Here is a 13222-nt window from a genome sequence, read left to right as displayed (position 1 = left end):
ATGCACACTCGACAACTCGGTAAAAACGGCCCGCATGTGTCTGCCATCGGCCTTGGCTGCATGGGCATGACCGATTTCTACACGCCCGGCACCGATACCACCGAAGCCACCGCAACCTTGCACCGCGCCCTGGAGCTGGGCGTCAACTTTCTCGATACCGCGGACATGTACGGCCCGCACACCAATGAGCAACTGATCGGCAAGGCTATTGCCGGCAAGCGCGACCAGGTCTTCCTGGCCAGTAAATTCGGGATTGTGCGCGACCCTGCCAACCCCGTAGTGCGCGGGGTGAATGGCCGGCCCGAGTATATCCGCAACGCCATCGACGGCACCTTGCAACGCCTGGGGGTGGATACGCTGGACCTGTACTACCAGCACCGTATCGACCCCGACGTGGCCATCGAAGAAACGGTCGGCGCCATGGCCGACCTGGTGAAACAGGGCAAAGTGCGCTATCTGGGCCTGAGCGAGGCGTCCGCCGCTACTCTGGAACGGGCGCATAAGGTCCATCCCATTAGCGCCCTGCAAAGTGAATATTCGCTGTGGAGCCGCGACCAGCAAGACAATGGTTGCCTCGCCGCTTGCCAGCGCCTGGGCATCGCGTTTGTGCCGTACAGCCCGTTGGGCCGAGGTTTTCTCACCGGCGCCTTGAAGAGCCCGGATGATTTCGGCGCCGATGATTACCGACGCTTCAGCCCGCGCTTTCAGGGGGAGAACTTTGCGAAAAACCTGCTGCTGGTAGAACAGGTCAAGAGCCTGGCGGCAGACAAAGGTGTCACGGCCGGGCAACTGGCGCTGGCCTGGGTATTGGCCCAAGGCGATTACATCATCCCGATTCCGGGCACCAAGCGGCGCACCTATCTGCAAGAGAATGTGGAGGCGCTGTCGATTTCTCTCAGCGCTGACGAACTGGCTGCGCTGGATGCAATCTTCCCTGCCAATGCAACCGCAGGCCTGCGTTACCCCAAGGAAGTGCTGGCCATGCTGGATATCTAGCGTTTGCTGGAAACCCTTGTGGGGGCCGTTCTCAGCGGGATTGATCAACGGTCTGCCGACTCTCGTGCAAAGCATGGGAGTCAGACTATTCTCACAACTCCTAGTGTAAAAACCGCCACACAGGAGGTGTGTCATGCACGCGACTGAGCATTCGGTCCGCTTGGAGCAGATCAGTCAGGAACGCTTCATCCAGGCGCCGATCGAGGCGGTTTATGACTATGTGACCCAGCCCGACCGCTGGCACGAGTGGCACCCCACCTCCCTCAGCGCCGACACCGGCACCACCGGCTCATTACCGGTCGGCACGCGTTTTACCGAAATCATCGACCTGCTGGGCATACGCGTCCCCATGAGTTACCGCGTACAAATCGCCCGCCGCCCCAGCGAGTTCAAGACCGTGTTCACCTCCCTGGCGGTTGACGGTTGCATCCATTACTGCTTGCGCGCTCATCAGGGAGGCACCCTGTTCAAACGGGTGCTGACTTACGAGACTGAACTGCAACTGGCGTCTTTGCATGAGCGCATGGTCGCGTTGTCGGCGATTGCGTTGGACCGGCTCAAGCAGCGGCTGGACAATCCGGGGTTCGTATAATTTAGAAACATTACCACGACGTCACATTGCAAACATGCCGGCAAAAGCAGGGAGAATGCCCGGCTTATTGCCGCGCCTTCAGTGAGACCCACGATGAAAACCCCATTGCGACTGGCCCTGCTCAGTGCCCTGTTTACCACCACCCTGGCCCAGGCCGCCGAACTGATCCCCATCGATGTACACCGCGACGCCAACTGCGGCTGCTGCAAGAAGTGGATCAGCCACTTGGAGAGCAACGGTTTCAAGGTCAACGACCACGTTGAAGCCGACATGAGCGCGGTGAAACAACGCTTGGGCGTGGCGCCACGCCTTGGCTCCTGCCACACCGCGGTGATCGACGGCAAGTTCGTCGAAGGCCACGTACCCGCCGAGCAGGTCCTGGCTCTGCGCAAGCGCAACGACCTGCTGGGCCTTGCCGCACCGGGCATGCCATTGGGCTCGCCAGGCATGGAAGTAGACGGACGCAGCGAGGCGTATCAAATCATTGGCTTGACCCGCGACGGCGAAGACGTGGTGGTAGCGGACTACCCGGCTCACTGACCGGTGTTGATGGGGTACCTGGGGCTGTTCGGCGCGGCATTTGGCGCCGCGACGTTATTGCCCCTGCAGTCGGAAGCTGTGCTGGTCGGCCTGCTGCTCAGCGGGCATTACAACCTTTGGCTGCTGCTGGGCATCGCCACCCTGGGTAATGTGCTGGGCTCGCTGGTCAATTGGCTGCTGGGGCGCTCGGTCGAGCGCTTCAAAGAGCGACGCTGGTTCCCGGTGAGCGCCAATCAGCTGGACAAGGCTCGCAGCCATTACGCACGCTGGGGGCACTGGACGTTGTTGCTCAGTTGGGTGCCAGTCATTGGTGATCCGCTGACGTTGGTGGCTGGGGTGATGCGTGAGCCGTTGTGGCGTTTTCTACTGCTGGTAACCCTGGCGAAAAGCCTGCGCTATGGCGTAATCGCAGCGCTGACGTTGCAGTGGGCGTTAATCCCCCGTTAATCGCGGGCAAAGAGCATCCGGGCATCTGTCTCGGAGCCAAAACCCATGCCTTTTATCCGTACATTATGCGTAGCCGGTTTGTTTTCGGTCAGCGCGGCGCCCGTGTTAGCTGACACCTACGGCCCTGAGTTGCAGGGCTTTGCATACCCCTACCCTTTGAATCATTTTGCCTTCCAATCCCAGGGCAAATCCCTGCAAATGGGCTACATGGACGTCCCCGCCACCGGCACTCCAAACGGCCGCAGCGTGGTGCTGATGCACGGCAAGAATTTTTGCGGCGCTACCTGGGAGGGTTCGATCAAGGCGCTCAGTGACGCCGGTTACCGCGTCATCGCCCCGGACCAGATTGGTTTTTGCACCTCCAGCAAGCCCGACCACTACCAGTACAGCTTCCAGCAACTGGCGACCAACACCCATCAACTGTTGGAAAAGCTCGGCATTCAAAAGGCCACGGTGATCGGCCATTCCACCGGCGGCATGCTCGCCACACGCTATGCGCTGATGTACCCCCAGCAAACCGAACAGTTGGGGCTTGTGAACCCCATTGGCCTGGAAGACTGGAAAGCCCTCGGCGTGCCCTACCAGAGCGTCGACCAGTGGTACCAGCGCGAGCTGAAACTGAGCGCCGACGGTGTACGCAACTACGAGCGAAACACCTATTACGTTGGGCGCTGGAAACCCGAGTACGAGCGCTGGGTAGACATGCTCGCCGGCCTGAACCAAGGCCCGGGGCATCTTCAGGTTGCCTGGAACTCGGCGCTGATTTACGACATGATCTTCACCCAACCGGTGTACTACGAGTTCAAAGACTTGCAGGTGCCCACCCTGCTGCTGATCGGCACCAGCGACACTACCGCCATCGGCAAAGATGTGGCGCCGGCGGCGGTCAAGGCCAAAATTGGTCATTACGAGGTACTGGGCAAGCAGGTGGCCAAGCTGATTCCCCGCGCCACGTTGGTGGAGTTCCCCGGCCTGGGCCATGCGCCCCAGGTGGAAGAGCCGGAACAGTTTCATAAAGCCCTGTTGCACGGGTTGAACGCCCTTTAATTGCCACTTTTCGAGGCCCGCGTGCATGTCGATACAGATCGCAGTGATGGATGATTGGCAAAACGTGGCCAGCGACGTGGCAGATTGGTCGGCGCTGGACAGCGTGGGCAAGGTGCATTTTCTCCACGACTACCCCGCCGATACCGCCACCATGACTGAGCGCTTGAAAGGGTTCGAGGTGATTTGCCTGATGCGCGAACGCTCAACCTTTGACAAAGCCCTGCTGCAAGGGCTGCCCCAGCTCAAATTGCTGGTGACCGGCGGCATGCGCAATGCCGCCATCGACCTTCCCGCAGCCAAGGCCCTGGGCATCCAGGTGTGCGGCACCGACAGCTATAAACACGCCGCACCGGAACTGACCTGGGCCTTGATCATGGCCTCTACACGTAACCTGCTCGCCGAAGCCAACTCACTGCGTGCGGGCGGATGGCAGGTCGGCCTGGGCGGCGACCTGCACGGCAAGACATTGGGCGTCCTGGGGCTGGGCAGCATTGGCCAGAAAGTCGCAAGGTTCGCCCAGGTCTTTGGTATGCGGGTGATTGCCTGGAGTGAGAACCTCACGCCCGAGCGAGCGGCGGAATCAGGGGTGAGTTGGGTCAGCAAGCGCGAGCTGTTTGAGCAGGCGGATATTCTGACCATCCATCTGGTGCTCAGCGAGCGCAGCCGTGGTCTGGTGGATGCGCAAGCGTTGGGCTGGATGAAGCCCACAGCGCACCTGGTAAATACCGCACGCGGGCCGATTGTGGACGAGCAGGCACTGCTGCAAGCATTGCGCAGCGGACGCCTGGCCGGGGCGGCGCTGGATGTGTTTGCCGAGGAACCGCTGCCGGCTGACCACCCGTTTCGCCGCTTGCCCAATGTGCTCGCAACGCCACACGTGGGGTATGTGAGCGAGCAGAATTACCGGCAGTTCTATCAGCAGATGATCGAAGATATCCAAGCCTGGGCCAAGGGTGTGCCCATTCGCGGGCTCGCCTGACGCACCATTAAAGTGCGCCCCCCCCCCTGTGGCGAGGGAGCTTGCTCCCGCTGGAGTGCGCAGCGCTCCCAAAATTTTGGGGCCGCTACGCGTCCCAGCGGGAGCAAGCTCCCTCGCCACAGGCGCATATCGTTAAAAGTTTTTTGTCCTACAAAATCTGCATGAAAACCCAGCAGGCGCTGGGATCTGTCCTAGACTCATGACCGATGGGTCCGTTCCAAAACAAAAACCCCGCAAAAAATCTAAACTTTCGAAACCTGCCGCTGGTCAAGTTTTAGGTAAGGGCGAGCACGCGCGCTTCAGGCCGAATGCCCGCTCATCCAATCTTTTTAAGCCGACGTTGCAACTGGCATACGCCTTGCCAGTTTGTATAGCGCTTGTGTGCATGGCCGCAGGATGCGGTCACTCGGAGCCGATGGCAGCGGGCCATTAGCCAACCAACAGATGGGAGTGCATTATGATCAGTGCCGCAGTAGATACTCAGGGAGAGCGTTTTAGTCAGCCGGCAGGAGCGCCAAAGTCTTTGGCCGACCTGCCCAACACTGTGCGGCCGGTCGTGAGTCAGAATCCGAATCGAAAGAAAGTCTTGTTTGTCACTTCCGAGTTCGCGGACCTGGTGAAAACCGGCGGCCTGGGCGACGTCTCCGCGGCCCTGCCCCGCGCCATGGCGCACCTGCATGACGTGAGGGTGCTGATTCCGGGTTACCCGCAAGTGATGGAAAGCGATAACCCGATTCATATCGTCGGTGAACTGGGTGGCCATGCCGCGTTGCCCCCGTGCAAGATCGGGCGCATGGACCTCAAGGACGGCCTGGTCATCTATGTGCTGATCTGCCCCGAACTGTATGAGCGCGAAGGCACGCCCTACGGCGCCAACAACGGCCGCGACTGGCCGGACAACCATATTCGCTTCGCCCGCCTGGGCTTGGCTGCCGCGGACATTGCCGCCAACCTTGCACAAATCCACTGGTGCCCAGACCTGGTGCACGCCCACGACTGGCCTGCGGGCCTGGCCCCCGCGTATATGCACTGGCGTGGGTCACGTACGCCAACCCTGTTCACCATTCATAACCTGGCCTACCAGGGCGTGGTCAGCCTGGCCTCGACGCCCGAACTGGGCATTCCGCCCCACGCCCTGCAACAGGAAGGCATGGAGTTCTACGGCAAGATGTCGTTTCTCAAGGCGGGCATGGCGTATTCCAGCCATATCACCACCGTGAGCGCCACCTACGCCCAGGAGATCACCACCCCGGAATTCGGTTGTGGCCTGGATGGCTTCCTCGCCAGCAAGACCCAGCAAGGCCTGCTCAGCGGCATTCCCAACGGCATCGACGAAAGCTGGGAAACCTCCACCGACACGCACCTGACCCACAACTTCAATATCGGCGATTGGGAAGGCAAAGCCATCAACGCCGCCCACGTGCGCGAGCTGTTTGAGCTGCAGCCATCCAGTGGTCCGCTGTTTGCTGTGGTCTCGCGCCTGGTCTACCAGAAAGGCCTGGACCTGACCGAAGCCGTCGCCGGTTTCATCGTCGAAAACGGCGGCCAGATTGCGATCATCGGCCGTGGCGAGCCGGAAGAAGAGCAGGCCATGCGCGAATTGGCACTGCGCTTCCCGGGTCAGGTGGGGGTGCGCATCGGCTTCAACGAGACCGATGCCCGCCGCATGTTCGCCGGCAGCGATTTTCTGCTGATGCCGTCGCGCTATGAACCCTGCGGCCTGAGCCAGATGTATGCGCAACGCTTCGGCTCGTTGCCGGTGGCGCGTAACACCGGCGGGCTGGCGGACACCATTGAGGATGGCGTCACCGGGTTCCTGTTCAATGAATCCACGGTGCAAAGCTACGAAGAGGCGCTGCGCCGCGCCTTCAAGGTGTTCGCCTTCCCCGGTCTGCTCAATGCCATGCGCAGCCGTGCCATGACCCAGCCGTTCAACTGGTGCCAGGCCGTGGAACCCTACGCCGAACTCTACGAACAACTGGTGGCCAAGGCCCTGGGGAAATCGAACAAGTAGCGACTGGAACAACTAAGGGAGGTCTTCATAGATGCCGTCAAGGACTCTGGAAACCTGGCCCCACGGCGCAATCATGCTGGACGCGCACCGCACGCGCTTTGCGTTATGGGCGCCAGACGCATTTTATGTCAGCGTTGAATTGGAACAGGGTAAAACCATCGTCATGCTGCCCCAGGCCGGTGGTTGGTTTGAAGTCGAAATCGCGTGCCCTGCCGGCACGCTTTACCGTTTTAACATCGATGGCGAAAACACGGTGCCCGACCCCGCCTCCAGGGCCCAGGCGCTGGACGTGCATGGGTGGAGCCGAGTAGTCGACCCCCTCGCCTATGAATGGCGCCACAGCCAATGGCAGGGTCGCCCGTGGCACACGGCGGTGATCTACGAGCTCCACGTCGGCGCCATGGGCGGCTACGCTGCTGTCGAGAAACACCTGCCCCGCCTGGCCGAACTAGGCGTCACCGCGATTGAATTGATGCCTTTGGCGCAATTTCCCGGCGAACGCAATTGGGGCTATGACGGCGTGCTGCCCTATGCGCCCCACGCCACCTACGGCACTCCCGAGCAACTCAAGCAGCTGATCGACAGTGCCCACGGCCACGGTTTGGCCGTGATCCTCGATGTGGTCTACAACCACTTCGGCCCCGACGGCAATTACCTGGGCCAGTATGCCCAGGGGTTCTTCCAGGAGGACGTGCACACACCCTGGGGCGCCGGCATTGATTTCGAGCGCCGTGAAGTGCGGGATTTCTTCCTCGATAACGCCTTGATGTGGCTGCTCGAATACCGCTTCGACGGCCTGCGCCTGGATGCCGTGCACGCTATCGACAACCCTGGGTTTCTGCAGGAACTGGCACAAAGGGTACGCCAGCAGGTAGACGGCGGGCGCCACGTGTGGCTGATGCTGGAAAACGAACTGAACCAGGCCAGCCTGTTGCAGCACGATTTCGACGCCCAATGGAATGACGACTTTCATAACGTGCTGCACGTGCTGCTCACCGGTGAAACCGACGCCTACTACAGCGACTTTGCCGAGCAGCCTACCGCCAAGCTGGCGCGCTGCCTGGCCGAGGGGTTCATCTACCAGGGCGAGACGACACGCCATGGCCAAGCTCGCGGCGAACCCAGTGCGGATCTGCCCCCCAGCGCCTTCGTCGCGTTCCTGCAGAATCACGACCAGGTCGGCAACCGCGCCCTCGGCGAACGCCTGCACCAGCTGTGTTCGCCCCAGGCACTGAGCGCCGCGACCACCCTACTGTTGCTGTGCCCCATGATCCCGATGTTGTTCATGGGCGACGAGGTGAATGCCGCCGAGCCGTTCCTGTTTTTCACCGACCATCATGGCGAACTGGCCGAGGCGGTGCGTGAGGGGCGGCGCAATGAATTTGCCGACTTCGCGGCGTTTCACGACCCCGAGCAACGCCAGCGCATCCCCGACCCCAACGCGCTGCAAACCTTTTTACAGTCGGTGCCCTCTTTCGTCGAGAACGACCACACCCAGCTCTACCGCCACCTGCTGAGCCTGCGTCACGTGCACGTGGTGCCGCACTTGCCCGGCACCGTCGCCCTGGGCGCGCAGGTGCTGGCTGACCATGCCGTCACCGCGCGCTGGCGCCTGGGCAACGGCCGTGTGCTGCAGATCGACCTGAACCTGAGTGAACAGCCCCTGGATCATCCGGCACCCCACCCGATTATTTTCCAAACGCCTGCCCCGCAAGGTGCGCACTTACCGCCCTTGAGCGCACGCGTTTGCTTATCCCCTGTTGGAGACATTCTTTGAGCGAAGCGAACCTGGAAATTCTCGCCAGCCGCGCGGGCCTGGCCGTCGATTGGATCGATGCCAACTGTCGCCCGCAACATGTAAAGCCTGATGCCCTGCGCGCCGTCCTCAAAGGGCTGGGGCACCCGGCCGACAGCGATGCCGAAATCGACGCGAGCCTGCTGCAACTTGAGCAGGCGCAGCAGGACCGGCACCTGCCGCCCTTGATGACCACCGACAGCGGTGCGGGCCTGGACCTGGCACGCTACTTCGCCCCGGACACCCCGTGTCGCGTCAGCCTGGAAGGCGGCGAAACCCTGGAGCTGCGCCTGGATGGCGAGGCCGTATTGCCCGGCGTGATTGCCCTTGGCTACCACCAGGTGCATATCGACGGGCAAACCTTCACCCTGGCCGTCGCGCCCAGCCACTGCTACAGCGTGGCCGACGCGGTGGACAGCCAACCCGCTCGCGCCTGGGGCCTGAGCGCCCAACTCTATGCCTTGCGCCGCCTGGGCGATGGCGGTTTTGGCGACACCCTGGCCCTGGAGCACCTGGTGCGTTCCGCCGCCGAGCGCGGCGCCGACGCCGTGGCAATCAGCCCGATGCACGCGATGTTCAGCGCCGACACTGAGCGTTTCAGCCCCTATTCACCCTCCAGCCGCCTGTTTCTCAACAGCCTGTATGCTTCGCCGGCGTGCATCCTCGGTGAACGTGAGGTGCGCAACGCCATCGAAGCTGCCGGGTTGGCTGAGGAGTTGCATGCCCTGGAACAGCTCACGCTGATCGACTGGCCGGCCGCCGCCAAAGCCAAGCAACGCCTGCTGCGCACACTGTATGAAGACTTCCGCCACGGCGCGCATCCCCAGCATGCCGACTTTCAAAGCTTCCGCCAGGCCGGCGGCGAAGCCCTGGAAAACCACTGCCGCTTCGAAGCCATACAGGCCCAGCGTGCGGCCGCGGGTGAGGACCTGGACTGGCGCCAATGGCCCGAAGCCTGGCGTACGCCACAGAGCCCGGCCCTGGCGCAGTTCGCTGAGGACAACCGCGACGAAATCGGCTATTTCGCCTTCACCCAATGGCTGATTGCCCGCAGCCTTGAGCGCGCACAACAGGCCGCCCGTGGCAGCGGCATGGGCATCGGCCTGATCGCCGACCTGGCGGTGGGCGCCGACGGCGGCGGCAGCCAGGCCTGGAGTCGGCAGGATGAACTGCTGGCCGACCTCACTGTGGGCGCGCCACCGGACATTCTCAACCGCGCAGGGCAAGGCTGGGGCATCTCTGCCTTTTCCCCTGAGGGCCTCAAGCGCAATGGCTATCGCGCCTTTATCGAAATGCTGCGGGCCAACTTCGCCCATGCCGGCGGCTTGCGCATCGACCATGTGATGGGCCTGCAACGCCTGTGGGTGATCCCTCTGGGCGCGTCCCCCCGTGAAGGTGCCTACTTGTATTACCCGGTGGACGACCTGCTGCGTTTGCTCGCCCTGGAATCGCACCGCCACCAGGCCATCGTCCTCGGTGAAGACCTGGGCACCGTGCCCGAAGGCCTGCGCGAAAAGCTCAGCGCCCGTTCGATCCTGGGCATGCGTGTGCTGCTGTTCGAACAGAACCATGACGGCCAGTTCAAGCCCATCCTCGATTGGCCCGACAACGCCTTGGCCACCACCAGTACCCACGACTTGCCGACCCTCAATGGCTGGTGGCACAGCCGCGATATCGAATGGAATATCCAGCTGGGCCTGATCGATGCGCCCACCGTAGACCAATGGAGCGAACACCGCCTGCGCGAACGCCAGGCACTGCGCCAAGCCTTGAGTCAGGACCCGCAGAACTTCATCGACGAGATCCGCAACGACACCGACCATATGGTCGACGCCAGCGTGCGCTACCTGGGCCATACCCGTGCGCCACTGGTGTTGTTGCCCTTGGAAGATGCATTGGGCATCGAGGAGCAAGCCAACCTGCCGGGCACCCTCGACACCCACCCCAATTGGCGCCGACGCTTGCCCGGCGAAGCCGCCAGCCTGCTCGACAATGACAGCGCCGCGCGTCGCCTCGAACTGCTGGCCGTGGCGCGCAACCAAGCCTATGAGCGTGACCGATGAACGCACTGCCCCTGCGCGCCACCCAGCGCCTGCAATTTCATAAAGATTTTACCCTTGATGACGCGGTGCCACTGGTGCCGTACTTTGCCCAACTGGGCATCAGCCACCTGTATGCTTCACCACTGTTAAGCGCCCGCGCCGGCTCCATGCACGGCTACGATGTGGTCGACCCGACCCGCGTCAACCCGGAACTGGGGGGCGAAGCGGCGTTGCGTCGCCTAGTCGCCGCGCTGCGTGAGCACGACATGGGTTTGATCCTCGATATCGTCTCCAACCATATGGCCGTGGGCGGCGCGGATAACCCTTGGTGGCTGGACCTGCTGGAATGGGGCCGCCTGAGCCCCTATAGCGAGTTCTTCGACATCCAGTGGCACTCCCCCGACCCGCTGCTCAAGGGCCAGTTGCTGATGCCCTTCCTCGGCAGCGATTACGGCGAAGCCTTGCAGAACGGCACGCTGGCGCTCAAGTTCGATGCCGCCCAGGGGAGTTTCTACGTCGAGCATTACGAACACCGTTTTCCGATTTGCCCCAGGGACTACGGCTTGATTCTGGGTAGCGACGAGTTACTCAAATCGCTGGCCGAGCGTTTCGCCGCCCTCGCCTATCAGCACGACGCCTACGCCGGAGCCACCGAGCTCAAACAAGCCCTGGCCGAACGCGCCAGCGAGCTGCGACCCGCTATTGAACAACGCCTGATCGCATTCGACAGTCGCCAGCCCGACGGTTTCGAGCGCCTGCATCACCTGCTCGAACAACAGACCTATCGCCTGGCCAGTTGGCGCACAGCCGCAGACGACATCAACTGGCGGCGTTTTTTCGACGTCAATGAGCTCGGCGGCCTGCGGGTCGAACGCGCGGCGGTGTTCGAAGCCACCCATGGCAAGATTTTCGAGCTGATCAGCGCGGGGCTGGTCGACGGGCTGCGCATCGACCATATCGATGGCCTGGCCGACCCGCGTGGCTATTGCCGCAAATTGCGCCGCCGCGTAGACGCGCTGTCACCCCAACGCCACTTGCCCATCTTTGTTGAAAAGATCCTTGGCGAAGGCGAAACCCTGCGTGAAGACTGGCAGGTGGATGGCACCACCGGCTACGAGTTCATGAACCAGTTGTCATTGCTGCAGCACCATCCCGAAGGTTTTGCAGCGCTGGCTGAGATGTGGACGCGTCACAGCGAGCGGCCCTCAACCTTCGGCGAGGAAGCGCGGCTGGCGCGCCAGCAGATCCTCAATGGTTCGTTGGGCGGCGACTTCGAAAACGTGGCCCAGGCGCTGCTGCAAGTGGCCCGCGATGACGTGATGACCCGTGACCTGACCCTGGGCGCCATCCGCCGGGCCTTGCAGGAACTGATCGTGCATTTCCCGGTGTACCGCACCTATATCAGCGCCAAGGGCCGCAGTGCGGCCGACGACAAGGTGTTCCAGCATGCCATGGAGGGTGCACGCAGTACCCTCAACGAAGGCGACTGGCCGGTGCTCGACCACCTGGAGCAATGGTTGGGTGGCCAGCCCTGGCGCAATCGCCCGGTAGGCCGCGCGCGCAAGATGCTCAAGCATGCCTGCGTGCGCTTCCAGCAACTGACCTCGCCCGCCGCCGCCAAGGCCGTGGAAGACACCGCGTTCTACCGTTCGGCGGTGCTGTTGTCGCGCAACGATGTGGGCTTCAGTACCGAGCAATTCAGTGCGCCGTTGGCAGATTTCCATGCGGCCAATCAACAGCGCCTGAAGACCTTTCCCGGCAACCTGCTGGCCACCGCCACCCACGACCACAAACGCGGCGAAGACACCCGTGCGCGCCTGGCGGTGCTCAGCGAGTGCGCACCCTGGTATGCCGAACAGGTCGAGCATTGGCGCCGCCTGGCCGAGCCCCTGCGCGAGAGCGCAGACAGCCCTTCGGCGGGCGATGAGTTGATTCTCTATCAGGTGCTGCTGGGCAGTTGGCCGCTGGAGCCCAACCCCGATCTGGCGGCGTACCAGCAACGCCTGTGGCAGTGGCAGCAAAAAGCCCTGCGCGAGGCCAAGTTGCAGAGCAGTTGGAGCGCGCCCAACGAAGCTTACGAACAGGCGGTGGAAGCGTTCCTCAAGCGCCTGCTGCTCAGTGAGGCCGGTGCGCCGCTGCGCAGTGCGTTGGACAGTGCTGCGCAGGCCATCGCCCCCGCCGGCGCCCTGAATGGGCTGGCGCAAACCTTGCTTCATCTGACCGTGCCGGGTGTGCCGGATATTTACCAGGGCGATGAGTTCTGGGACTTCAGCCTGGTCGACCCGGACAACCGGCGCCCGGTGGACTTCGCTGCGCGGCAACGTGCATTGCAGGCACCACCGGACATCGGCGAACTGTTGTTCAACTGGCGCGACGGGCGTATCAAACAGGCAGTGATCGTCCAAGTACTGGGCCTGCGTAAAGCCTGCCCCGAGCTGCTGCGCCATGGCAGCTATACGCCTTTGGAAGTGGTGGGCCAGCACGCTGAGCGCGTGGTTGCGTTCTACCGTGAACATCAAGGCAAGCAGTTACTGGTGGTGGTGCCGCGCTGGTCTTATCCGTTGCTTGAAAACGGGATGTTTCCCCAGATCAATGCGCAGGTTTGGGGCGATACGCGGGTGAAATTACCGTTCGCCGCCCCTGCACAAAACTGGAAGGGACTTTTTCAAACGGCCGTAGTCACACCCAACAAGGAGCTGTTGATCAGCGCTGCCCTGGGGGATCTCCCGGTCAATGTCTTTATCAATCCTGATAATCAAGAAAGCTGAAA

The 13222-nt window shown here is 62.2% G+C and carries 10 protein-coding genes; all 10 read left to right on the top strand.

What is annotated here, in order from left to right; all coding sequences use genetic code 11:
* The gene (locus ACP7CZ_RS19695; protein ID WP_054919182.1) at positions 1 to 996 is read left to right on the top strand and encodes an aldo/keto reductase; all 996 of its coding nucleotides are present in this window, start codon (positions 1 to 3) and stop codon (positions 994 to 996) included.
* A gap of 133 nt (positions 997 to 1129) precedes the next feature.
* A complete protein-coding gene (locus ACP7CZ_RS19690; RefSeq protein WP_054897383.1) occupies positions 1130 to 1588 on the top strand; it encodes an SRPBCC family protein in 459 nt (152 codons plus the stop codon).
* Between the two features lie 93 nt (positions 1589 to 1681).
* Positions 1682 to 2128, top strand: a complete 447-nt coding sequence (locus ACP7CZ_RS19685; protein ID WP_034127552.1) for a DUF411 domain-containing protein — start codon at positions 1682 to 1684, stop codon at positions 2126 to 2128.
* 3 nt (positions 2129 to 2131) lie between these two features.
* Positions 2132 to 2575 carry a YqaA family protein gene (locus ACP7CZ_RS19680; protein WP_054897382.1) on the top strand — a complete coding sequence of 148 codons (444 nt, stop codon included), beginning with the start codon at positions 2132 to 2134 and terminating at the stop codon, positions 2573 to 2575.
* A gap of 45 nt (positions 2576 to 2620) precedes the next feature.
* Positions 2621 to 3622: an alpha/beta fold hydrolase gene (locus ACP7CZ_RS19675; protein ID WP_089041778.1), complete on the top strand. Its 1002-nt coding sequence runs from the start codon at positions 2621 to 2623 to the stop codon at positions 3620 to 3622.
* A gap of 25 nt (positions 3623 to 3647) precedes the next feature.
* Positions 3648 to 4601, top strand: coding sequence for a D-2-hydroxyacid dehydrogenase family protein (locus ACP7CZ_RS19670; RefSeq protein ID WP_259284340.1), 954 nt, complete (start codon positions 3648 to 3650; stop codon positions 4599 to 4601).
* 457 nt (positions 4602 to 5058) lie between these two features.
* Entirely contained in the window at positions 5059 to 6615 is a 1557-nt protein-coding gene (gene glgA / locus ACP7CZ_RS19665; protein WP_259284341.1) for a glycogen synthase GlgA, read from the top strand.
* A gap of 31 nt (positions 6616 to 6646) precedes the next feature.
* Positions 6647 to 8392 carry a malto-oligosyltrehalose trehalohydrolase gene (treZ, locus tag ACP7CZ_RS19660; protein ID WP_236455174.1) on the top strand — a complete coding sequence of 582 codons (1746 nt, stop codon included), beginning with the start codon at positions 6647 to 6649 and terminating at the stop codon, positions 8390 to 8392.
* A complete protein-coding gene (malQ, locus tag ACP7CZ_RS19655) occupies positions 8389 to 10473 on the top strand; it encodes a 4-alpha-glucanotransferase (protein ID WP_236455175.1) in 2085 nt (694 codons plus the stop codon). The genes treZ and malQ overlap by 4 nt, the downstream gene beginning before the upstream one ends.
* Positions 10470 to 13220: a malto-oligosyltrehalose synthase gene (locus tag ACP7CZ_RS19650; RefSeq protein ID WP_294204278.1), complete on the top strand. Its 2751-nt coding sequence runs from the start codon at positions 10470 to 10472 to the stop codon at positions 13218 to 13220. The genes malQ and ACP7CZ_RS19650 overlap by 4 nt, the downstream gene beginning before the upstream one ends.
* Positions 13221 to 13222 lie beyond the last annotated feature (2 nt).

Origin of the sequence: Pseudomonas sp. DWP2-2 (assembly GCF_049897065.1) — a bacterium.
GTDB classification, from domain to species: domain Bacteria; phylum Pseudomonadota; class Gammaproteobacteria; order Pseudomonadales; family Pseudomonadaceae; genus Aquipseudomonas; species Aquipseudomonas paracarnis.
This window is presented reverse-complemented; position numbering and strand designations above follow the sequence as displayed.

What these genes read in the sequence shown, in the direction of transcription:
- ACP7CZ_RS19695 (WP_054919182.1), top strand. Translation starts at nt 1, where the DNA reads ATGCACACTCGACAACTCGGTAAAAACGGCCCGCATGTGTCTGCCATC.
- ACP7CZ_RS19690 (WP_054897383.1), top strand. Translation starts at nt 1,130, where the DNA reads ATGCACGCGACTGAGCATTCGGTCCGCTTGGAGCAGATCAGTCAGGAA.
- ACP7CZ_RS19685 (WP_034127552.1), top strand. Translation starts at nt 1,682, where the DNA reads ATGAAAACCCCATTGCGACTGGCCCTGCTCAGTGCCCTGTTTACCACC.
- ACP7CZ_RS19675 (WP_089041778.1), top strand. Translation starts at nt 2,621, where the DNA reads ATGCCTTTTATCCGTACATTATGCGTAGCCGGTTTGTTTTCGGTCAGC.
- ACP7CZ_RS19670 (WP_259284340.1), top strand. Translation starts at nt 3,648, where the DNA reads ATGTCGATACAGATCGCAGTGATGGATGATTGGCAAAACGTGGCCAGC.
- glgA (WP_259284341.1), top strand. Translation starts at nt 5,059, where the DNA reads ATGATCAGTGCCGCAGTAGATACTCAGGGAGAGCGTTTTAGTCAGCCG.
- treZ (WP_236455174.1), top strand. Translation starts at nt 6,647, where the DNA reads ATGCCGTCAAGGACTCTGGAAACCTGGCCCCACGGCGCAATCATGCTG.
- ACP7CZ_RS19650 (WP_294204278.1), top strand. Translation starts at nt 10,470, where the DNA reads ATGAACGCACTGCCCCTGCGCGCCACCCAGCGCCTGCAATTTCATAAA.